Below are 22,191 nucleotides of genomic sequence, written 5' to 3' on the forward strand. Positions count from 1 at the left end.
GGCGCCGCCGTGCTCGGCGCGGCCGGCGCGGCGGGCATGGCGGGCGCGGCGCTCGACCCGGAGGTCGCCCACGCGTGGGGCGGGCCCGTGGTGACCACGGCGCACTCCCTGTGCAACGCCTGCTCGAGCAAGTGCGGCTTCACCGCGTATGTGAGGGACGGCGAGATCGCCCAGGTGATCGGCGACGCGGGGCACCCTTATGCGAAGGGCAAGCTCTGCGCGCGCGGCTACGGCTACCTGCAGATCGCCACTTCTGAGGACCGCCTGACCGAGCCGCTCAAGAAGAACGAGAAGGGCGCCTTCGAGCCCATCAGCTGGGACCAGGCTTGCGCCGAGATCGCCGAGAGGGTCCAGGCCATCATCGACGAGGCCGGCCCGGAGGCGCTCGCCATGGTGCAGGACCCGCGCCCGTCCGGCAAGTACTACACCAAGCGCTTCATGAACGCGCTCGGCAGCGCGAACGTGTACACGCACGGCGCGGCGTGCAACCTGTCGAAGGAGGCAGGGTTCACGCAGGTCATCGGCACGGGGAACTACTCGTCCGACGTGGCGAACTCGAAGATGACCATGTTCATCGGTCGCAGCTACGCCGACGCCATCCGCCCGAGCTCCGTCTCCGCGCTGCAGAAGGCGCACGAGCGCGGCGCGCGCATCGTGCTCGTCGACCCGCGCTGCAACAACACCATCGCGTTCGCCGACGAGTGGGTGCCGATCAACCCCGGCACTGACCTGGCGCTCCTGCTGGGCATGTCGCACGTTCTGGTGACGCGCGGGCTCTACGACGCTGAGTACGTGGCGAAGAACGCGGTGGGCTTCGAGGAGTGGGCCGCCTCACTTGCCGCCTGCACGCCCGCCTGGGCGGAGAGCATCACGGGCATCCCGGCCGGCACCATCGAGCGGCTGGCCGTCGAGTTCGCCGACGCGGCGCCCGCGGCCTCCATCGAGCCGAGCTGGCGCGGGGCGTTCGGCTGCGCGTACGAGAACTCCGGCGAGACGGCGCGCGCGGTGTGCCTGTTCAACACGCTTCTGGGCTGCTGGAACCAGAAGGGCGGCGCGCTCTTCACGCCGAGCGTCTCGGTGGGCAAGCTCGACGAGGCGAAGTTCCCGAGCGTGCCGAAGGTCGAGGCGAAGATCCTGGGCTCCAAGGAGTACCCGCTCTCGCTCTCGAGCATGGGCTCGAACGTCTACGCGGCGCAGCAAGCGCACGCGGGCGTGATCAAGGGCATGTTCTTCTACAACTCCAACATGGCGGCGGGCTACTCCAACACGGCGTTCCTTGCCGAGGCGCTCGGCAGGCTCGACCTCATGGTGGTCGTGGACGTGCAGATGTCCGAGACCGCCCAGCTCGCCGACTACGTGCTGCCCGAGTGCAGCTACCTCGAGCGCCTGGAGCTGCCCGAGTTCATCGGCGGCAAGGTGCCGTGCGTGACGCTGCGCGACAAGGTGCTCGAGCGCGTGCACCCCGAGACGCGCAGCTGCGACGAGATCTTCTCCGAGCTGGCGCGCGCGTGCGGCGTGGGCGAGTACTTCGACTTCACGGTGGAGGAGCTCGCCGACGCGCAGCTTCAGACGGTGGGCCTGTCGCTTGAGACGCTGCGCCAGGCGGGCGGCACGGCGTCGTTCCCCGAGGCGGCGTTCGAGTACGGCAACACGCCGAAGTGGAAGACGCCCACGGGCAAGATCCAGTTCACGAGCGAGGCGTGCGCGGCGGCGGGGCTGTCGCCGTACCCGGTGTGGGTGGAGCCCGCGGTCATGCCCGACGGGGCGGCGGGCACGCTGCGCCTGGTCGGCGGCAAGCAGGCGCACATGAGCCACACCCAGACGACCAACATCGCCGACCTCATGCAGATCACGAAGGACTACGACCTCGACCGCGTGTGGCTCTCCGCCGACGTGGCGCAGCGCCTGGGCATCGCCGACGGCGACGAGGTGATCGTGTCCAACGAGTGCCACGAGGGGCGCGGGCGCGTCAAGGTGACGCAGCGCGTGAACCCCACGACCCTGTTCATGCCGAGCCACTACGGCTGCTCCTCGCCCGAGCAGCGCACGGCGTACGGCGTGGGCCTGCGTCAGATGGACTTCGTGCCCTTCCGCATCGAGCCGGGCTACGGCGGCATCTGCTCGCAGGAGGCGCTCGTCACGGTTAAGAAAGTAGGTGCATGATGGCACGCTATGGAATGTTGATCGATACGAAGAAGTGCATTGGCTGCTACGCCTGCCGCGTGGCCTGCCAGCGCCTCAACGGCCTTCTTCCCGACGAGAACTTCATCCGCTTCGAGGAGCGCGAGGAGGGCGTCTACCCGAGCGTGGCCGTGGAGCACGTGCCGCTGCAGTGCATGCACTGCGAGGACGCGCCGTGCGCGGCCGTGTGCCCCACGGGCGCCGCGCACATCGGGGCTGACGGCATCGTCGCCGTCGACCAGGGCCGCTGCATCGGCTGTCTGTACTGCATGGCGGCGTGCCCCTACCAGGTGCGCGTGCGCAACTCCGAGACGGGCGCGGTGGACAAGTGCCGCTTCTGCGTGGTGGCCGCGCACGAGTCGGGCACGCAGACGTGCAACTGCGTGGACGCGTGCCTCACCGACGCGCGCATCTTCGGCGACTTGGACGATCCCGGAAGCGAGATCTCCCGCGCCATCGCCGAGACGCACGCGGTGCCCATCGTGGCTGACCTGACCAAGACCAAAGTATTCTACGTGAGGTGATTGAGATGACGTTCGAACCTATCTGGGATGTCATTATCGCGTGCTACCTGTTTCTGGCGGGATTGGGCGGTGGCGCGTTCATCACCTCGACCTTCTTGAGGTGGCGCCATCCCGAGGCGGTGAACATGATTCGCATCGGGCGCGTGATCGCCCCGGTGGTCGTGATGATCGGCCTCGTGCTGCTGATGTTCGACGCCACGGCGGGCCTCCAGAACCCGCTGCGCTTCGCGCTGCTGCTCACCAACTTCGGGTCGGTCATGACCTGGGGCGTGGTGTTCCTCGGCGCCTTCATGGTGGTGTCGCTCGTGGTGGCGGCGCTCGACCTGACGCGGCGGCGCGTGCCGTTCCCCCTCGACCTGGCGGGCGCGGTGCTCGGCCTGTGCGTGGCGGTGTACACGGGCTGCCTGCTCGGCGTGTGCAAGACGTTCCCCTTGTGGAACAACGCGATGCTTCCCATCCTGTTCCTGGTGTCGGCCGTGTCGACCGGCATGGCGGCGGTGCTGGTGGTCGCCATCGTCAAGCACCCCGAGGAGTTCAATCGCGTGGGCGTGCTGAAGAAGTTCCACTTCTGCCTGCCGATCATCGAGCTCGTGCTGGTGGCGAGCCTGCTGTTCGTCACGGCCAACGCGGCGTCGGTCGCGGGTTGGAACTCGGTCATGCAGCTGGTGGCCGGCGACTACGTGCTGGCGTTCTGGTTCTTGTTCGTGCTGGTGGGGCTCGTGGGACCCACGGCGCTGGAGACGTGGCTCTTGTTCTTCAGCCCGCGCGAGTTCGAGGAGTCGCGTCGCGCGCACTGGATCAGCTTCGCCTCCGATGCCGGCGTGCTGGTGGGCGGCTTCGTCCTGCGCCTGCTCGTGCTGGTGGCGGCCCTGCCCGTGACGATGACGGTGCCGTGGCTCTAACTCCCGCGGCTCCGGCTCCCGTGGCTCTCGCCCGGCACCTGCGGCCCTAGCCCTCGTGGCTCTCGCCCGGCACCTGCGGCCCTAGCCCTCGTGGCTTTCGCGAAGCAGCTCCCTCTCTCCTTGTCAGGCGCCCCGCGGCTTCGGCTGCGGGGCGCCGCTCGTTTGGGGCGGCGGCAGCGGGCTCGAGCGTTACCTGCGGAAAGAGGTTGACAAAGCCCACTTAACAACTAGACTTTAATGCAGTGCAGCGAAGATGGGCTCATCTTCGTGCGGGCTTTCGCGCCGGATTCCGATTAGAATGAACGCATCACGAAAGAGGGAGGATGCATCCATGACCGTTTACCGCAACGTGGCCGAGCTCATCGGCCGCACGCCGCTCGTCGAGCTCGCCAACTTCGAGAAGAACAACGACTTGGCCGCCACCATCGTGGGCAAGGTGGAGTACTTCAACCCCGCCGGCTCGGTGAAGGACCGCATCGCGAAGGCCATGATCGACGAGGCCGTGGCCGCCGGCAAGATCGACGGCGACACCGTGCTCATCGAGCCCACCTCGGGCAACACCGGCATCGGCCTGTGCGCCCTCGCGGCCATGCGCGGCAACCGCATCATCATCACCATGCCCGAGACCATGTCGGTCGAGCGCCGGCGCCTCATGCAGGCGTACGGCGCCGAGCTCGTGCTCACCGACGGCGCCCAGGGCATGAAGGGCGCCATCGCGCGCGCCGAGGAGCTGGCCGCGGAGATCCCCAACTCGTTCATCCCGTCGCAGTTCACGAACCCGGCGAACCCCGCCGCGCACGAGGCCACCACGGGCCCCGAGATCTGGGAAGGCACCGAGGGCAAGGTGGACATCCTGGTCGCGGGCGTGGGCACGGGCGGCACCGTCAGCGGCACGGGCCGCTACCTGAAGGCGCAGAACCCCGCCGTCCGGGTGGTGGCCGTGGAGCCGGCGGGCTCGCCGGTGCTCTCCGAGGGGCGCGCGGGCGCGCACGGCATCCAGGGGATCGGCGCGGGCTTCGTGCCCGAGACGCTCGACACGGACGTCTACGACGAGGTCATCGCCATCGAGAACGAGGAGGCCTTCGCCGCCGGCCGCGAGCTCGCCGCCCATGACGGCCTGCTCGTGGGCATCTCCTCGGGCGCGGCCGTGGCCGCCGCCGCCAAGCTGGCGCGGCGCCCCGAGAACGCGGGCAAGACCATCGTGGTGATCCTCCCCGACACGGGCGAGCGCTACCTCACCACCGCCATGTTCGACTTCGGGGAGTAGCGCCGAGGGGCGCCGAGGGCGGCGTCCCCGCTGACCCGCGTCCGCGCCCTGCCCCTACTCCTCGTACAGCCCTGCGAGCGCGCTGGTGAGCAGGGCGAGGTAGGCCTCGCAGCCGTCGACGCCGGTGAGGTGGGTGCCGTCCCCGTCGAAGTACTCGTCGTGGTTGGCGCTCGCCGCGTGCCAGTCGACGAGCTCGACGTTGTCGCGCTCGGCGGCGGCTTGCGCGAGCAGGGCGTTGTTGTCGGCCTCGAGCGGCTGGGGCGTGCGGATGTTCACGAGGAGCACCCGCTTGTCGGCGGGCACCGCGTCGAGCATCGCCGCGACTTGCTCGGGCGTGGTGACGCCGTTCGTCCCGATGCTGAGCACCACCACCGGCCCGTCCCAGCCCGCGTCGACGTGCTGCTGGTAGACCTCGGGCACGGCGCTGGCATGGCGGCTGATGACGGCGTCGAGCGTGGCGTTCGGGAACGCCTCGCCGAAGTACCCGTAGCCGCCGTCGTCAGCCAGCGCGCGGCTCACCGAGTCGCCGATCATGAGGAAGCTCGTGTTGCGGGCCTTCTCCTCGGGCGTCTCGCCGGGCGTCTCGGCGAGCATCTGCTCGACGGTCAAGGGCTCCTCCTCCGCTCCGGCGTCGGCGTCCGACTCCGTGCCTGCCCCGGCCCCTTCCTCGCCGCCGTCGCCCAGCTGCGCCTGGGTGGGGTCGACGCCCTCCTCCATGAGGTAGCCGCCCGTCTGCGTGGCGGTCGGCGGCACCACGACGCAGCACGTCACGGCAGCCAGCAGGAGCGCCGCGGCAGGGCCCGCCTGCAGGGCGTGCTCCCTCAGGCTCTCGACCCACGTGACCTCGCCCGCGCGCACCTGCTTCACCACGCGCCCGATGGCGCCGTGGCGGATGGGCGTCTCGACGAAGTAGTACGAGAACGCCGAGACCGCCACGATCACCGCGACTTGCCCCAGGTAGGCGTACCACGGCGTGGTGCCCGTGAAGTTCTGCGGGTTCATGAGCAGGAGCAGCGGGTAGTGCCACAGGTAGATGCTGTAGGAGAGCTTGCCCACCCACACGAGCGGGCGCAGCGCGAAGAAGCGCGCCACCAGGTTCGCCGGGTCCACGAGCGCCAGGATGAGCACGCCGGTGAGCAGCGACAGGATGAGGATGCCGCCGTAGTACAGAAACGGCGAGTAGCCGCTGACGAAGGCCATCATGGCGAGGATGCCCGCGAGCGCCGCTGCGCCCAGCGCGCCGACGAGCTTGCGCTGCGAGGCGCCGAGCGCTCGCCGCCCGCGCCCGCACACGCGCGCCGCGGGGAACTCAAACGCCAGCCATGCGCCTATGAGCAGGGAGAACGCACGCGTATCAGTGCCGTAGTACACGCGGCTCGGGTCGCCCTGCGGGTCGTAGAGCACGCACATCAGCAGCGCCGAGACGGCGCATGCCGCCAGGATGCCGCGCTGGATGCTCTTCTTCCTCACGCGGCGGCGGAACAGAAGCAGCAGCACGGGCGGCCAGATGAGGTAGAACTGCTCCTCGATGGCCAGCGACCAGAAGTGCGTGACGGGGGAGGGCGCCCCCATGGCCTCGAAGTAGCTGAGGTCCTGGAAGACGTACCACCAGTTGGTGAACCAGAGCAGAGCTGCGACCAGGTCGTTCCGCAGCTTGGTGAGCATGTCGGGCGCGAACGCGGCCGTGAGCACGGCGGTGCCCGCCAGCACGAACGCGATGGCGGGGAACAGGCGCCTCACGCGCCGCAGCCAGAACCGCGGCAGGTTGATGGTCTTGCTCTCGCCCCACTCGCGGATGAGCAGCCCCGTGATGAGGTAGCCCGAGAGCACGAAGAAGATGGTGACGCCCAGAAGCCCGCTCGGCAGGAAGGCCGCGTCCATGTGGTACAGCAGCACCGCCGCGACGGCCAGCGCGCGCAGGCCGTCGAGGGCGGGTATGTAGCGTGACTTCGAGCTCATGACGAAGACGGTCCCCCCAGTGATTCTTGATGTTAGCGCAAGCTCTCATTCTACACGTCGCGAAGGGGAAGACAACGCTTGTCACAAGGTTGTGCTCTATTCGCTTCTCAGGGCCTCCACCGGGTCCTTGCGGCTGGCGCTGCGCGAGGGCAGAAGGCCGGCGACGAAGGTGAGGAATACGCTGATCAGCACGAGCACCGCGGCGGCCTGCCAAGGCAGCTGCGCCACGTCGGGCACGTCGAACAGCGCGAGCACGATGGCGCTCGCGGGGATGCACCCCAGCGCGGTGATCCCCACGCCGAGCAGACCCGACACCAGGCCCTCGATGATCGTCTCGGCGTTGAACACGCGCGAGATGTCGCCCTTGCTCGCGCCGATGGCGCGCAGGATGCCGATCTCCTTCTTGCGCTCGAGCACGCTGATGTAGGTGATGACGCCGATCATGATGGAGCTCACCACGAGCGAGATGGCCACGAACGCGATGAGCACGTAGCTGATCATGTCGATGATCGTGGTCACCGAGTTCATGAGCGTGCCCACGATGTCGGTGTAGGTGATCGCCTTGTCCTCGGCGCCCTCGGCCTTCATGCGGTCGTTGTACGCGTCGAGGATGCTGATGATCTCCTGCTTGCTCTCGAAGTCAACGGGGTAGATGTCGATGCTGCTCGGCTTGTCGAGGTTCGCGTACCCCAGCTTCACCAGGTTGTTGTCGAAGGAGTGCTCCTCGGTGGTCATCATCGACATGATGAGCTCGGTGAGCTCCTCCTCGCTGAGGTTGAGCTGGAACGCGTTGGCGAACGCGTCGGCGTCGATGCTCATGGCGGAGGCCATGTTGGCCGAGAGCTGCGCCATGGAGCGCTCCATGGCTGCGTTGACCTGCTGCTCGAGCGTGCTGGCCATGCTGGCCGTCATCACGGTCATGGCGTTCTTCAGGTATGCCTGGACGGCCGTCTGCAGCTGTGCCTGCAGCTGGGTGGTGACGGCCTGCTGGATCGCGGGGACGAGCTGGTTCTTCAGCTGCGCGCTGACCTTGTCCTGCAGCTGGGTTTGCAGCTGCTTGGCCAGGTCGGCTTGAAGGCCGGACGTATTGATGCTGCCCGCGATGGCGGCTTGTATGACGTCTTGCTGCGCGGTCAGGTAGTCGTCCAAGGCGGTCTTGTAGTCGCCGTCGTACTTCTTCGCGTTCTCGGGGTCGAGGTACCATGCCGAGAACCCTTGCATGACCTTGCCCAAGGAGGCCGACAGCTTCGCCGTGTCGACCTTCACCGCGTCGCTGTTGACCTTGAGGTCAAGCCCGCTGAGGTCGAGCTTCAGGTTGCTCAGGTCAAGCCCCGCGCTCGGGTCGATCTTGATGCTCGACGCGTCGAAGGGCGGCAGCGACGCGGGGTCGATGCTCACGCCGGACAGGTCGAGCGACATGCCCGACATGCCGGCGGAGAGCTTGCTCTCGTCGATGCGGAAGGCCGACTGCAGCGCGGACTCGTCGACGCTGAACATCGAGTTCATGTCGAAGCCCGACTCGCCCTCGCCTTCCTCCTCCTCGGCGAAGGTCTTGCCGTTGAACACGTCGACGTCGGGGTCGGCCAGCTGGTCTTGGACGATCTGCGTCGCGGCGGCCTGCTCGATCAGATGGCGCGTGAGCTCGGGCGTGTAGAAGATGCCCGAGGAGAGCGCGGTGGCCGTGGCCTCGGGCCGCGGCTGCACGATGCCTGAGATCACGAGGTCCTCGCCGCCGTTCACGAGCTCGGTCATGAAGGCGTCGTCGTCGGACTTGTCCACCCACACGTCGTAGTCGGCGTCATAGCGGTAGAAGTCGGCGGCGTTCACCAGCTTGAAGCGCATGGCGAGGATGTCGTCGTAGGTGATGTCGATGTCCTCGAGGTCGACCACGACCTCCTCCTCGTTCATGAACTGGTCCACCATGCCCTTGAGCTCCTCGGGGTCGCGCAGGCCGAGCACGTAGGACAGGAAGTCGCTGATGTTGCCGTTCGCCGTGAGCACGAGCACGCACTCGTTGTAGCGCTCGGGCCAGCGGCCGGCCACGACGTCGTATTGCTCCTCCACGATGGAGGAGTTGCCCATCATCTCGGCGAACATGTCGGTTGACATGGACATCGACATCAGGCTGTTGCCCGCGTAGGCCGACGACCCCATGCCCATCGACGAGAACGACGTGTCGGGGTTCACCTGCCGCACGCCGTTCGAGGTGTCGGCGTCGAAGATCTGCGGGGTGACGTTGTAGCCGTAGTCGATGGAGCTCGTGTGCTGCTCGATGCCGCTCTCCCCGCTGTCGAGGTAGGACTTGAGCGAGGCCAGGTCGTTGCTCGCGATGCTCGAGAGCATGCGCGTGATCATGGGCGTCTCGCCGATGGAGCCGTCTGTGCTCTCGCCGTCCGCGGCCGCGCCTTCGCCGGCGCCTGCGCCCTCGTCCGCGCCGCCTTCGCCTTCTGCGTCCGCGCCGTCATCGCCGCCGGCCATGTTCGACACCATCATCGACGTCATGTCGAGGCCGGTGGACATGATCTGCAGCGGGTACACCGACAGCGTCTCCTCCTCGACCGACTTGATGTAGTTGTTCACGCCGTTGGCCAGGGCGAGGATGGCCGCGATGCCGATGATGCCGATGGAGCCGGCGAAGGCCGTCATGATGGTGCGGCCCTTCTTCGTCATGAGGTTGTTGAACGACAGCGACAGCGCCGTGAGGAAGCTCATCGAGGTGCGGCGCACCTGCTTGCTCGACAGGCGCATGTCCTCGGGGCCCGGCTCGAAGGGGTCGGAGTCGCTCACGATGACGCCGTCGGCCAGGTTCACGATGCGCGTGGCGTACTGCTCGGCGAGCTCGGGGTTGTGCGTGACCATGACCACGAGGCGGTCGCGCGCGATCTCGGTCAAGAGGTCCATGATCTGGACGCTGGTCTTGGAGTCGAGGGCACCCGTGGGCTCGTCGGCGAGCAGGATCTCGGGGTCGTTGATGAGGGCGCGCGCGATGGCCACGCGCTGCATCTGCCCGCCGGAGAGCTGCGAGGGCTTCTTGTTCACGTGGTCGGCGAGCCCCACCTGGGCGAGCGCGACGCGGGCGCGCTCGCGTCGCTCGTCGCGCGACACGCCCGACAGCGTGAGCGCGAGCTCGACGTTGGCCAGGATGGTCTGGTGCGGGATGAGGTTGTAGCTCTGGAAGACGAACCCCACGCGGTTGTTGCGGAAGGCGTCCCAGTCGCGGTCCTTGTACTGCTTGGTGGAGATGCCGTCGATGATGAGGTCGCCGGTGTCGTAGTGGTCGAGCCCGCCCACGATGTTGAGCATGGTGGTCTTGCCCGAGCCCGAGGGGCCGAGGATCGCCACGAACTCGTTGTCGCGGAAGGAGACGGACACGTCGTCGAGGGCGACCTGCGTGAAGTCGCCGGTGGTGTACTCCTTGTGGATGTGCTGAAGCTGAAGCATGCGCGCGCCTTTCGTTCGTAGCGCTATTGTCCCGCATGTCGGCGCGACGCGGAAGTGACATGCGTCACGTGCTTCGGCGGGCGCGGCTGCGGGGCGGTCGTTTCTCGAAGGGTATTTTAGTTGCTAAAGTGAGAGGGCCCTGGCGCGGCGGCAAAACTCCACAAGCCTTGCGCGCGTCTTGGGTGCGCGCAAGGCTTGTGACGTGGCGCGTTGCGCTCGCGCGACCCCTCCCCAGATCTGCTTTCTTTGCGGCAGGGGGGAATAGTCCTCCCGTTCGCAGCACGGCGGCGCTATGATGGGCGCGTACGCAAACCATGAGCTGCACGATCAAGGAGGAACATCCCCATGGACGCACGTGTCTACGAGCTTATCAACGACCAGATCAACAAGGAGCTGTACTCGGCTTACCTCTACCTGTCCTTCGCTGACTACTACGAGGACGAGGGCCTCGACGGCTACGCCAACTGGTACATGATCCAGGCGCAGGAGGAGCGCGACCATGCCCTCATCTTCCGCAAGTACCTGATCGAGAACGGCGAGAGCGTGAAGCTGCTCGCCATCGACCAGCCCGACAAGACGTTCTCCAACCACCTCGAGCCGCTTGAGGCGGGCCTCGAGCACGAGGAGTACGTGACCTCGCTCATCAACGGCATCTACGCCGCCGCCGTCGAGGCGAACGACTACCGCACGCAGAAGTTCCTCGGCTGGTTCATCGACGAGCAGCTGGAGGAGGAGGACACCGCGCGCGGCATGATCGACAAGATGAAGCTGTTCGGCGACGACGCCCGCTCCCTCTACGAGCTCAACCAGGAGTACGCGGCCCGCACGTACACCACCCCCTCGCCGCTCGCGGGCGAGTAGGCTGCGAGAGCCGCGAGGGCCGCGACGCTTCGGCGCTTGACAGACGCGTGACGAAAGGCCGGGCTCGCCCGGCCTTTTCGGTATGATGGGACGTTGAGGAAGGCTGCGCGGCGGCGCGAAGCGCGGTGCGTGTTGGTCGGAGGTGCGAAGCGCGGCGCGCGGCCGGCGGCGCGGATGCGCGAAGGATTCGGGAGGTGCGAGCATGGAGCAGGCGCTTTTGTGGGCGGCATGCGGAACGGGGTTCACGTTCCTGATGACGGCGCTCGGCGCGTCGACGGTGTTTCTGATGCGCGGGCGCACGAGCGCGATGGCGCAGCGCGTGTTCCTGGGGTTCGCCGCGGGCATCATGATCGCGGCCTCGGTGTGGTCGCTGCTCATCCCCGCCATCGAGCAGGCCGCCGAGACGGGCGGCGAGGCCATGAGCTGGGTGCCCGCCGCAGGCGGCTTCGTGATCGGCGTGGCGTTCCTCATGGCGTTGCACGCGGCGCTGCCGCACCTGCACCCGGGCGCCGCGTCACCCGAGGGCCGGCCCTCGAAGTGGGGGAGGCCGACGCTTCTGTTCACGGCCGTCACGCTGCACAACATCCCCGAGGGCATGAGCGTGGGCCTGCTGTTCGCCATGGCGGGCCTCACGGGCGACGCGGCGACGTTCGGCATGGCCACGGCGCTCGCCGTCGGCATCGGCATCCAGAACGTGCCCGAGGGCGCGGCGGTGGCGCTGCCGCTTCTGCAGGAGGGCATGAGCGCCCCGCGCGCCTTCCTGATGGGAGCGCTCTCGGGTGTGGCCGAGCCGGTGTTCGGCGTGGGCGTGGTGCTGTTCGCGAGCCTGGTCATGCCGTTCATGCCGTGGATGCTCGCCGCGTCGGCGGGCGCGATGATGTACGTGGTGGTGGAAGAGCTCATCCCCGAGTCCCACCTGGGCGAGCGCGAAGGAGCCGGCCTGCGGGCGAGCGCCGGGACCCTCGCCGTGATGGCCGGCTTCCTCCTCATGATGGTTCTCGACGTGTCCCTCGGGTAGGGAGCGGGGCTGCAGCGGAAGCTCAAAACAGCCAGCTTGAGCTGATGTGCGGCGAAGCGACAATGCAGAGAAGCCCACCGCATATCGCGATGGGCTTCTCTGTCGTCAGGGCTCTCGGGCGAAAATCGCGCGCGACGCAGGCGAGCGAGGCTAGGACCTGTCGGAGCCTTCGCCGGGGTTCTGGGGCGCGGGCTGCGGCTGTGCGACAGGCTGCGCGTAGGGCTGCGCAGCAGGCTGCGCGACGGGCTGCGGGACGCCGTAGGCTTGTTGGTAGCTCGTCGGCTGCGGCGCGGGCTGCGCGTAGGGCTGCGCAGGCTGGGGCTGGCCGTACTCGGGCGCGCCGTATCCCGGCGCCGGGTACCCGACGGGCGCGCCGTGCCCCGGCATGGCGCCTGGCGCGGCGTATCCCTGGGCGGCGCCGTATTCCGCCGGCGCGTTCTTGTCCTTGTTGGCGTAGACGGCGGCGATCACCATCAGCACGCACGTGATGACGCGGCCGCTGAGCAGCGCCGCCACGGCGCCGGCGATGCCCCAGCCGAACACGCGCCCGAGCTTCTCGCGCACGTCCGCGCCGCGCAGGCCGATGATGCCGGCCGCCAGCGTCACCGCGGCGCACAGGATTCCCCAGACCAGCGTCACGGCACCCATGATCAGGCCGAAGTTCGTCCAGCCCATGAGTTCTCTCTCGTCGAGGTACCCGTCATGGTAGGCGTCGTACCCGTGGGCGGGCATCGCGTGGTCAACGTGGCCGAGCGAGTAGCCGAAGATCTCGGAGCTGTGCTCGTTGACGAAGGCTCCGCCTACGCCGAGCGCGAACAAGCCTATCACGCAGCCGATGAGGCTGATGGCGGAGAAGACGATGACGGCGATGCTCAGGCCCTTGATGGTCTTTGAGTGATTGGTCTGCATGCAGGTTCCTTTCGAGAAGGGGGATATGAGCCAGTATACTAAAGCCGCCGCCGGGAAACGCCCGGCGGCTTGTCGATAACATAGGAAGAAACGCAGGCGCCATCTCGTGACGTCGGCATGGGGGCGGCAACGACCGCCCGCGCCCGCGCCTCGTGCGTCTGCGTCAGCAGAAGAAGGAGCGCTCATGGAGAACTTCGAGTTCGTGTCGCCGACAAAGTTCGTGTTTGGCCGCGGCGTGGAAACCCAGATCGGCGAGAAGCTCGCCCAGGAAGGCGCGCGCAAGGCGCTCGTGCACTTCGGCGGCCAGTCCGCCCGGCGAAGCGGGCTTGTCGACCGCGTGTGCGCGTCGCTCGACGCGGCGGGCGTCGAGCACGTCGAGCTCGGCGGCGTGCGCCCGAACCCCGAGATCACGCTCGTGCGCGAGGGCGTGGCGCTCGCCAAGCGCGAAGGCGTCGACTGGGTGGTCGCCGTCGGCGGCGGCAGCGTGATCGACTCGGCGAAGGCCATCGCCAACGGCGCGTGCATCGACGGCGATGTGTGGGAGCTCTTTGAGACGAAGCGCCCGAACCCCGACGTGCTGCCCATCGCTGTGGTGCTCACCATCCCCGCGGCGGGCTCGGAGGGCTCGAAGAACACGGTGATCAGCAACGACGCGCTCGGCCGCAAGACCGGCTACGGCAACGACCGCCAGCGCCCGCGCCTGGCGTTCATGAACCCGGAGCTCACCTTCACGCTGCCGGCGTTCCAGACGGCCGCGGGTCTCACCGACATGTTCTGCCACCTGCTCGAGCGCTTCTTCGACGACGTGGGCGCGGTGCCGGTGACGGACAACCTCAACCTCTCGCTCATGAGGACCGTGCGCGCCGAGGCGCCGCGCGTGCTCGCCGACCCCGAGGGCTACGACGCGCGTGCCAACGTCATGTGGGCGGGCATGCTCTGCCACCAGGGCCTCGCCGGCGTCGGCCGCCACGAAGACTGGGCCACCCACGCGCTCGAGCACGAGCTGTCGGCCTTCGACACCTCCATCACGCACGGCGCGGGCCTCGCGGTGATGTTCCCCGCGTGGATGGAGTACGTCTACGACGCGAACCCCGCGCGCTTCGCCTTCTACGGGCGCGAGGTGTTCGGCCTGTCCCCGACGGGGGACGCAGAGGCTGACGCGCTGTCGGCCATCGACGAGACGCGCGCGTTCTTCGCGTCGCTCGGCATGCCTACCACGCTCGAGGAGCTCGGCATCGGCGAGGAGGAACTCGACGGCGCGCTCGAGAAGATGCTCCTCACGTTGCGCGCCAACAAGGGCGAGGCCTTCGGCAGCTTCAAGAAGCTCACCGCCGACGACGCCCGCGCCATCTATCGCCTCGCGCTCTAGCGAACACGCCTGCGGCCGCCCGCTAGGGATTGCGGGGTCACCGGGGGTGGGAGCAGAGCTCAGTCGCTCGGACGGTCCTGCTCGCACGGAAGCGCCGCCGGCGCTTCCGGCTCGTGCGGAACTCGCTTGGTGAGCACCGCTCCCACCCCCGGTGACCCCGTATGCTTTCAGCGCGCAGCCCGCTGATGGACGAGACCGAGAACGAGGAAGTCATCCTTGTTCACCGGCACGTAGATCACATCGAAAGGCGCGATGCTTATCTTGCGCGCCTCGGCCCCGAAGCTTCGCTTGAGCCCGGCAGGCACCTCGCGCGAGCCGAGCACGGGGACATAGGGCAGGAGCTCTATCGCCTCGAAGATGGCATCCTCGAGATGCTGCGTCCTCACCTGGAGCATGTCCTCGAGAAAGTTCTCGGTGAATATGATGTCGCTCATTGCGTGGCCCGCATGGCAGCCAGCTTCGCGCGCGCGGCGTCAGCCCCCACGACGTAGCGCCCCTCTTCGTAGTCGCGCGTCCCCCGGGCGATCACCGAAGCGACCGATGCCTCGTAAAGCGCCTCTTCGACAGCGCTTTTCACCCTGCGTTCAAACGCCTCCTCGGAGGCGAAGATCCATGCGGCCACCCCGTTCTCCGTTATGCGAACGACATCCTCGCTCGCCGCCTCCTTGACCTTGGCCTGCTGCTTGGTGAGAGCCGTGATGGGAAAGATCGCCTCCATAGCCGCTCCTTGTCAATGCTATAGTCAGATTATTCTCTGATTATAGCATGCATGGAAGAACTGCGTGCACTAGTCAAAAAACTGCACGATACGCGCGGCTGCAAGAGCGCTCGAGCGCATCGTGTTCAGCCTTCTAGGGCCTTCGTAACGTCAAGAGCTTGTTTTCTACGGCTCGCGATCTGGTACGCTCATTGACATCCGCCGGAGTTGACGGACGGCCGCAGCCTGCGGTGATACTAGTTTTGGCAAGTTTTCGCTACCAGTTTTGGCAATTGACCCGACCGACCAAATGCCGGCCGCCTGCGGCCGCCGAGGCTAGCGGGCGGCTGCGGCGTGCCCGAAGGGGCGCGGGTTTGCGGCGCTAGTCGTTGCCGCCTACGATGCCGTTGACGATTCCCGACACGATGGAGATCACGATGGCGGCCACGAACCCGCTGCCGAAGGTGGCGATCTCGAAGCCGACGTTGAACAGGCCGTTCGCCAGCCAGGCGGAGAGGTAGAGCACGGCGGTGTTCACCACGAGGTAGAACAGCCCCAAGGTGAGCACCGTCACGGGCAGCGAGAGCACCTGCAGGATGGGCTTCAGCGACATGTTGATGAGCGCGAGCACGAGCGCCAGAAGCGCGATGCTCGCCCACGAGTCGCTGCCCAGCACGTCGATGCCGGGCACGAGCCACACGGCGGCGGCCACGGCGACGGCGGTTACGATCCAGCGGAGGATGAAGTTCATGGAGCTTCCTTTCGCGAAGGGGTTTGGTCCACTATAGCAAAGTGATGTGAAAGCTCCTTGCGCGAAGCAGCGCGGTAACCGATGTGACAAAATGGTAAGCATGGAAAAGAAGAACGCACCACAACGCAACAGCAAGCGCCCCGCGGCGAGCGTGAAGGGCAAACGCTCCCAGGCCAAGGCGCCGGGTGGCAAGCCTGCGAAGGGCAAGGCGCCGAAGGGGGGCGCGGGCAAGCCCGGCGCGAAAGCCGTGAAGCGCGCGAGCGCGAAGGCGCCGGCGGGATCTGGAAGGGTCAAGGACCAGGCCAAGGCGCCGGGCTGCAAGCTCTGCGCGGTGTTCGGGCGCTGCGGCGGCTGCAGCCTGCTCGACATGCCCTACCGCGCGCAGCTCATCGAGAAGCAGCAGCTTGTGATCGACCTGTTCGCGCCGCTTGCCAACCTCACGGCGCTGCGCCCCATCCTCGGCATGGACGACCCCTTCCACTACCGCAACAAGGTGGTGTCGCCCTACGCGCCGGGCCGCAAGGCCGCCGCGCAGCCGCGCCGCGGCAAGGCGGCCGCGCGCCCGCAGGCACGCCGCGAGATCCTCACCGGCATGTACGCCAAGGGCACCCACCAGCTCATCCCCACCGACACCTGCGCGCTCGAGAACGAGACGGCCAAGGCGATCACGCTCGTGGTCCGCGACCTCATGCGCCGCTGGGACATCGCGCCTTACGACGAGGACACGGGGGAGGGCTTCATGCGCCACTGCGTGGTGCGCGTGGGGCACTCGAGCGGCGAGGTGCTCGTGACGCTCGTGACCAACGACGACGAGTTCCCCTCGTCGAAGTCGTTCTGCCGCGAGCTCACCCGCCGCGCGCCGGCTATCACCACCGTGGTGCAGAACGTGAACACGCGCCAGACCAACGTGATCCTCGGCGAGAAGGAGCGGGTGCTCTTCGGCCCCGGGTTCATCCTCGACGAGCTGTGCGGCCTGAGCTTTCGCATCTCGTCGCACTCGTTCTACCAGGTGAACGTCGCGCAGACCGAGGTGCTCTACCGCGAGGCCGTGGCGCTGGCCGACCTGCGCGGCAGCGAGACGGTGATCGACGCCTACTGCGGCACGGGCACCATCGGGCTCGTGGCGGCGCGCGCCGGCGCCGGGCGCGTGATCGGCGTGGACAACGTGGAGTCGGCCATCCGCGACGCGCAGCAGAACGCGCGGCACAACCGCATCGACAATGCCGAGTTCATGGCGCTCGACGCGAGCGCGTTCATGGCCGCGCTGGCCGTGAAGCGCGCAGGGGACGAGCGCGAAGACGGCGCGGCCTTGGCGGACAGGTCCAACGCGGCCCCGGCGGACGCTTCCGCAACGTCGGCGGGGGCTCCCGCTGACGACCTCGTCCTCATGATGGACCCGCCGCGCGCGGGCTCCACCGAGCGCTTCCTGGACGCGGCCGTGCGCCTGGCGCCCTCGCGCATCGTGTACATCTCGTGCAACCCCGTCTCGCAGGCGCGTGACGTGGCGTACCTCGTAGAGCGCGGCTACCGCGTGGAGGTGGTGCGGCCGGTCGACATGTTCCCGCACACCGACCACGTGGAGTGCATCTGCAAGCTGGTGCGCGCGTGAGGCGTCCTGCCTCGGGGTTCTGCGGTTGAAAGTGAGATTTGAACATGGGTGAAGGAAAAGCAAGCGAAACCATCGCGGCGCGCGTGATCGAGCAGGCGCGGCGCACCATGGCCGACCACGCGCTGGCCGGCCCCGACACGGCGGCCCTGCTCATGGTGTCGGGCGGGTCGGACTCCACGGCGCTCGCCTACGTTGCGTCCGAGCTGCGCGCGCAGGGCGCCCTCGGCGTGCTCGCCATGCTGCACGTGAACCACAAGCTGCGCGGAGAGGACGCTGACGACGACGCGCGCTTCGTGGCCGAGCTCGCCCACGCGCTCGACATCCCGCTGTTCCAGTGTGAGATCGACATCGCCGCCGAGGCTGCGCGCACGCACGAGAACGTGGAGGCCGTGGCGCGCCGCGAGCGCTACCTGGCCGCGAACGAGGCGCTGCGCTCGATGTGCCAGCACGAGGCGTATCCGCTGGCTGACGGGCGCATCTTCACGGCGCACACCGCCGACGACCGCATCGAGAGCTTCTACATGCGCTCCATCGTGGGCACGGGCCCCGGGGGCTTCCGCTCCATGCGCTACCGAAACGGCCCGGTGGTGCGCCCCATGCTCGACCTCACGCGCGACGAGCTGCGCTCTTACCTGCACGAACGCGAGCGCGCGGGGCAGCGCGCGGTGTGCGACGCGGCCGGCGAGCTCTGGCGCGAGGACGCCACCAACGCCCACACCGACCGCTTCCGCGCCTTCGTGCGCCACAACATCGTCGCGCGCGCGAAGGAGTGGGACGAGCACATGCCCGCCACGCTCACGCGGTCGATGAACCTCATCGCCGACGAGGACGACATGCTCGAGGAGATGGCCGCGCGCCTGGTTGAGGAGCAGGCGGCGTGGGCGGCCCAGGACGAGGCGTGGGGGATCGACCTCACGGAGGGCTTCGTGCTGCAGCCCGGCTTCGGCGCCTCCCCGCGCCCGCTGCAGCGCCGCGCCGTCCGCCAGCTGCTGCTGCGCATGCTGGGGGCCGAGGCGCGCGTCGAGGCTGCGTCGGTGGAGGCGGTGCTCGACGGCTTCGACGCGCAGACGGGCGCGCCGGCCGGCGGGTACGTGGCCAACATCCAGAGCGACCTGGCGGTGAGCGCCAACAAGCAGGGCGTGCGCGTGGAGCCCATGGCGTACTTCCGCGCGCGCCGGAAGAAGAAGGACGCGAAGGCTGAGGGGGACGCGAAGGCGCCAAAAGACGCGAAGGCGCAGAAAGACGCGAAGGCGCCTTCGGGCAGCAGCCAGAGCAGCTAGACGAGCGATCGTGAGGAAAGACATGCAGGACAGCCAGACAACCGACCAGATGACCGACCAGCCGAGCGAGCAGGCGGCCAGCCGAGCATCCAGCCAAGCAGCCAGCCAGGCAGCCGAGCAGGCAACCGGCCAAGCATCCGATCAGGCAGCCAGTCAGGCGGAGGGCGCCTCTGCCGCCGAAGCCGCCCCCGCGTTCGAGGTGATCCTCGCGAGCGGCAGCCCGCGGCGGCGCGAGCTGCTCGAGCAGGCGGGCGTTGCGTTCACGGTGCGCACGCCGGTGACGCCGGTGGACGAGTCGCTCGAGCCCGACCTGGCCGCGCAGCCCGAGGAGGCGTGCAAGAAGCTCGCCGAGCGCAAGGCCGGCGCCGTCATCCAGGAGGTGCTCGCGGAGGACTACACGGGCATGCTCATCGTGCTCGGCGCCGACACCATGGTGGTGAAGGACGGGCAGATCTTCGGCAAGCCGCGCTCGCTCTCCGACGGCAAGCACATGCTGCGCGCGCTGTCAGGCGCCACCCACGAGGTGATCACGGCGGTGTCGGTGTGGATGGTGGCGGCGCCCGAGGCCGAGAAGGTGTCGCTCGGGTTCCGCACGTTCGCCGACGTGAGCCGCGTGACCTTCCGCGACCTGACCGACGAGGAGATCGCCGACTACCTGCGCTGCGGCGAGTCGTTCGACAAGGCGGGCGCCTACGCCATCCAGGGCGAGGGCGCGTCGCTCGTGGACCGCTACGAGGGCTCGCTCGACACCATCATCGGCCTGCCCGCCGCCCGCCTCGTGCGCGAGTTCCCCGACCTGCTCGCCGCGCGCTAGCCGACGGCCACCTCTCCTCCGGTCGTTCGCAAGCCGCCCGACGGCCGAGCGCTCGCCGTCCGCCGGTCGTTCGCCTGCCGCCCCTCCTCCGCCACCTGCGGGGAAGGGCTCGCGCATCCAGGCTGGTTCGCCTTCCCATAGCCCAGCCCCTCTTCCGCCACCTGCGGGGGAGGGGCCGCACGCTCGGCTTCCTCTTCCTCCCGCATTCGGGTACCCCCGGCGCATGGCGCTTGCCTGCATATTGAAGTTTGAGCAGGGTGCAACTCGCCCTCTCAACGCGCCCTTTTCGTGGTATGATCATGGGTAACGCAATAAAATGGGGAGAAGACCACCAAGCGGGGCGATGCGCGCTTGCAGCGTGCGCAGCGCGTGCAGCGTCGCCGTGGGATCCGGCCGAGCGAAAGGAACTGCCAAGTGCGCGCTGGTTCGCAATCGAATCGTCAACGGGGAGGGGGCCCCGCATGCTGAACGTTGCTCCCCAGAACAAGAAGAAGACCGTGCTCGTGGTCGACGACTCGATGTTCAACCGCGAGCTGCTCGTCGACATGATGGGCGACGAGTTCAACGTCATCGAGGCCGAGAACGGCAAGCAGGCCATCGCCGCCATCAGCAACCTGGGGCTGGGGATCTCGCTCGTGCTGCTCGACTACGTGATGCCCGAGATGGACGGCTTCGCGGTGCTGTCGGTCATGCAGAAGCGCGGCTGGATCAAGGACATCCCCGTGGTCATGGTGTCCACCGAGAACGACCCGGCCTACATCGAGCGCGCCTACGAGCTCGGCGTCACCGACTTCCTGGCCCGCCCCTTCGACATGAACATCGTGCGCCATCGCGTGCGCAACACCATCATGCTCTACTCCAAGCAGCGCATGCTGGCCGGCATGGTGGCTGACGAGATCAACGAGCGCGAGCGCGACGTCAACCTCATGGTGTCCATCCTGAGCCACATCGTCGAGTTCCGCAACGGCGAGAGCGGCATGCACGTGCTGCGCGTGCGCATCCTCACCGAGATCCTGCTCGCCCACGTCGTGGCCAAGACCGACGCCTACCGGCTGTCCCCGGATGACATCTCGATGATCTCGATGGCCTCGAGCCTGCACGACATCGGCAAGATCGCCATCGCGGAGGAGATCCTCAACAAGCCGGGCCGCCTGACGAAGGAAGAGTTCGAGATCATGAAGACGCACGCGGCCGTGGGCGCCGAGATGCTCGACGACCTTCCCGCCGGCAAGGACGAGAAGCTCGTGAGGGCGGCCTACGAGATCTGCCGCTGGCACCACGAGCGCTATGACGGCCGCGGCTACCCCGACGGCCTGAAAGGCGACGACATCCCGCTGTCCGCCCAGGTGGTCGCGCTGGCCGACGTGTACGACGCGCTCACGAGCGCGCGCGTGTACAAGCCCGCCTACTCCCACGAGAAGGCCGTCGCCATGATCACGGGAGGCGAGTGCGGCGTGTTCAACCCGCTGCTCATGGAGTGCTTCCGCGAGAACGCCGACGACATCCGCGACCAGCTGGAGAGCGTCTCGCGCGACGGGCAGGGCGGCTTCGGCTCGAGCTACACGGCGAGCACGCTGATCGGCATGCCCGAGGACACCATGACGAGCCACACCATAGACCTGCTCGACTACGAGCGCATGAAGTACAGCTTCTACGCCGAGATGTCCAACGAGGTGCAGTTCGAGTTCACGCGGGACCCCGCCATGATAGTGGTGTCCGACTACGGGCGCATCAACCTGGGGCTTCCCGAGGTCATACCCAACCCGTGCAAGGACGGGGCGCTCCTTGACATGATCGGGGAGGAGGGCATGGACGAGGTGCGCCGCCGCCTGACGGCCGCCGTGCCCGACGACCCCATCGTCCACTTCGAGCTGTGCGGCGTGGTGCACGGCGAGACGCGCTGGTTCTCCGTGGTGGCGCGCACGCTGTGGTCAGACGGCGACGAGCCCGTGCTCACGGGCGCGATCGGCAAGCTCGTCGACGTGCACGACCAGCGCTCGCTCATGCTCGACCTGCAGTTCAAGGCATGGCATGACTCGCTCACCGCGCTGGCGAACCACGCGTACGCGCGCAAGCTGGCCATCGAGCGCATGTCGGCGTACCCCGACAGCATGTTCGTCATGCTGATCGTCGACCTGGACCACTTCAAGGAGGCCAACGACACCTACGGGCACGAGTTCGGCGACCACGTGCTGCGCTACTTCGCCGACCGGCTGCGCACGAGCGTGCGCGAGGGCGACTTGGTGGCGCGCATCGGCGGCGACGAGTTCCTCGTGTTCATGCGCTGCGACGTCGACACCGACCAGCGCCACCTTGCGGAGCGCATCCACAAGTTCATCCGCGGCGAGTACGAGGGCTTCCCGATCTCGTCGAGCATGGGCGTGTCCTGCTCGGTCGTCGTGGGCGATGACTACGACGAGATGTTCCGCTATGCCGACCGCGCGCTCTACCGCGTGAAGCGCTCGGGCGGCGGCGCGGTCGCGTTCTGCGTTGACGAGGCGGACTTCCCGCACGACCATTCGAGCCTGTCCCCCATTGACGAGCCCACCATCGAGAACCTCGAGAGGCGTGGGGGGGGTCTACCCGATGAAGAGTAAGAAGAGACCTGG

The 22,191-nt window shown here is 67.8% G+C and carries 17 protein-coding genes and 1 pseudogene; 12 read left to right on the forward strand and 6 right to left on the reverse strand.

Going from position 1 to position 22,191, the window contains the following annotated elements; all coding sequences use genetic code 11:
* The first annotated feature begins 9 nt into the window (after positions 1 to 9).
* The 4 genes from HRL41_RS07720 (at position 10) to cysK (ending at position 4,874) form a co-directional block, all read left to right on the forward strand.
* Positions 10 to 2,163: a molybdopterin-dependent oxidoreductase gene (locus HRL41_RS07720; RefSeq protein ID WP_371808819.1), complete on the forward strand. Its 2,154-nt coding sequence runs from the start codon at positions 10 to 12 to the stop codon at positions 2,161 to 2,163.
* Positions 2,163 to 2,705 carry a 4Fe-4S dicluster domain-containing protein gene (locus HRL41_RS07725; protein WP_165171420.1) on the forward strand — a complete coding sequence of 181 codons (543 nt, stop codon included), beginning with the start codon at positions 2,163 to 2,165 and terminating at the stop codon, positions 2,703 to 2,705. The genes HRL41_RS07720 and HRL41_RS07725 overlap by 1 nt, the downstream gene beginning before the upstream one ends.
* 5 nt (positions 2,706 to 2,710) lie before the next feature.
* Complete coding sequence (gene nrfD / locus HRL41_RS07730) at positions 2,711 to 3,607, forward strand: NrfD/PsrC family molybdoenzyme membrane anchor subunit (RefSeq protein ID WP_172136274.1); 897 nt, start codon at positions 2,711 to 2,713, stop codon at positions 3,605 to 3,607.
* Between the two features lie 331 nt (positions 3,608 to 3,938).
* The gene (gene cysK / locus HRL41_RS07735) at positions 3,939 to 4,874 is read left to right on the forward strand and encodes a cysteine synthase A (RefSeq protein WP_172136275.1); all 936 of its coding nucleotides are present in this window, start codon (positions 3,939 to 3,941) and stop codon (positions 4,872 to 4,874) included.
* Between the two features lie 54 nt (positions 4,875 to 4,928).
* Here cysK and HRL41_RS07740 read toward each other — a convergent pair whose 3' ends face one another.
* Together HRL41_RS07740 and HRL41_RS07745 are read right to left on the reverse strand one after the other, a co-directional pair.
* The gene (locus tag HRL41_RS07740; protein WP_172136276.1) at positions 4,929 to 6,833 is read right to left on the reverse strand and encodes an acyltransferase family protein; all 1,905 of its coding nucleotides are present in this window, start codon (positions 6,831 to 6,833) and stop codon (positions 4,929 to 4,931) included.
* A gap of 96 nt (positions 6,834 to 6,929) precedes the next feature.
* A complete protein-coding gene (locus tag HRL41_RS07745) occupies positions 6,930 to 10,274 on the reverse strand; it encodes an ABC transporter ATP-binding protein/permease (protein WP_172136277.1) in 3,345 nt (1,114 codons plus the stop codon).
* A gap of 345 nt (positions 10,275 to 10,619) precedes the next feature.
* On the opposite strand from HRL41_RS07745, the gene HRL41_RS07750 reads away from it, so the two are divergent.
* Both HRL41_RS07750 and HRL41_RS07755 read left to right on the forward strand, forming a co-directional pair.
* On the forward strand, positions 10,620 to 11,135 hold the full coding sequence (locus HRL41_RS07750; RefSeq protein ID WP_172136278.1) for a ferritin: 516 nt from the start codon (positions 10,620 to 10,622) through the stop codon (positions 11,133 to 11,135).
* A gap of 202 nt (positions 11,136 to 11,337) precedes the next feature.
* Entirely contained in the window at positions 11,338 to 12,153 is an 816-nt protein-coding gene (locus tag HRL41_RS07755) for a ZIP family metal transporter (RefSeq protein WP_172136279.1), read from the forward strand.
* 150 nt (positions 12,154 to 12,303) lie between these two features.
* Here the strand turns inward: HRL41_RS07755 and HRL41_RS12340 are convergent, their stop codons facing one another.
* Positions 12,304 to 13,062 carry a hypothetical protein gene (locus tag HRL41_RS12340; RefSeq protein WP_172136272.1) on the reverse strand — a complete coding sequence of 253 codons (759 nt, stop codon included), beginning with the start codon at positions 13,060 to 13,062 and terminating at the stop codon, positions 12,304 to 12,306.
* 184 nt (positions 13,063 to 13,246) lie between these two features.
* Between HRL41_RS12340 and HRL41_RS07765 the strand changes: the two genes are divergently transcribed.
* The gene (locus HRL41_RS07765) at positions 13,247 to 14,431 is read left to right on the forward strand and encodes an iron-containing alcohol dehydrogenase (RefSeq protein ID WP_172136280.1); all 1,185 of its coding nucleotides are present in this window, start codon (positions 13,247 to 13,249) and stop codon (positions 14,429 to 14,431) included.
* Positions 14,432 to 14,598: 167 nt separating this feature from the next.
* Here HRL41_RS07765 and HRL41_RS07770 read toward each other — a convergent pair whose 3' ends face one another.
* From HRL41_RS07770 to HRL41_RS07780, 3 genes are all read right to left on the reverse strand, one after another.
* Positions 14,599 to 14,865, reverse strand: a complete 267-nt coding sequence (locus HRL41_RS07770; RefSeq protein WP_172136281.1) for a hypothetical protein — start codon at positions 14,863 to 14,865, stop codon at positions 14,599 to 14,601.
* Positions 14,862 to 15,149: a hypothetical protein gene (locus HRL41_RS07775; RefSeq protein ID WP_172136282.1), complete on the reverse strand. Its 288-nt coding sequence runs from the start codon at positions 15,147 to 15,149 to the stop codon at positions 14,862 to 14,864. The genes HRL41_RS07770 and HRL41_RS07775 overlap by 4 nt, the downstream gene beginning before the upstream one ends.
* A gap of 361 nt (positions 15,150 to 15,510) precedes the next feature.
* Positions 15,511 to 15,879, reverse strand: coding sequence for a phage holin family protein (locus HRL41_RS07780; protein WP_172136283.1), 369 nt, complete (start codon positions 15,877 to 15,879; stop codon positions 15,511 to 15,513).
* Positions 15,880 to 15,979: 100 nt separating this feature from the next.
* On the opposite strand from HRL41_RS07780, the gene rlmD reads away from it, so the two are divergent.
* The 5 genes and pseudogenes from rlmD (at position 15,980) to HRL41_RS07800 (ending at position 22,179) form a co-directional block, all read left to right on the forward strand.
* Complete coding sequence (gene rlmD, locus HRL41_RS07785) at positions 15,980 to 17,488, forward strand: 23S rRNA (uracil(1939)-C(5))-methyltransferase RlmD (protein WP_172136284.1); 1,509 nt, start codon at positions 15,980 to 15,982, stop codon at positions 17,486 to 17,488.
* 44 nt (positions 17,489 to 17,532) lie between these two features.
* Positions 17,533 to 18,768 carry a tRNA lysidine(34) synthetase TilS gene (gene tilS / locus HRL41_RS07790; protein ID WP_172136285.1) on the forward strand — a complete coding sequence of 412 codons (1,236 nt, stop codon included), beginning with the start codon at positions 17,533 to 17,535 and terminating at the stop codon, positions 18,766 to 18,768.
* A 107-nt stretch (positions 18,769 to 18,875) separates the two neighbouring features.
* A pseudogene (locus HRL41_RS12455) lies at positions 18,876 to 18,971 on the forward strand (hypothetical protein); the annotation flags it as partial.
* Positions 18,968 to 19,582 carry a nucleoside triphosphate pyrophosphatase gene (locus HRL41_RS07795; protein WP_241157263.1) on the forward strand — a complete coding sequence of 205 codons (615 nt, stop codon included), beginning with the start codon at positions 18,968 to 18,970 and terminating at the stop codon, positions 19,580 to 19,582. The pseudogene HRL41_RS12455 and the gene HRL41_RS07795, both read left to right, overlap by 4 nt.
* 461 nt (positions 19,583 to 20,043) lie before the next feature.
* Positions 20,044 to 22,179 carry a diguanylate cyclase gene (locus HRL41_RS07800; protein ID WP_172136286.1) on the forward strand — a complete coding sequence of 712 codons (2,136 nt, stop codon included), beginning with the start codon at positions 20,044 to 20,046 and terminating at the stop codon, positions 22,177 to 22,179.
* Positions 22,180 to 22,191 lie beyond the last annotated feature (12 nt).

The sequence above is a fragment of the Adlercreutzia sp. ZJ473 genome, assembly GCF_013185065.1.
Taxonomy (GTDB): Bacteria; Actinomycetota; Coriobacteriia; order Coriobacteriales; family Eggerthellaceae; genus CAAEEV01.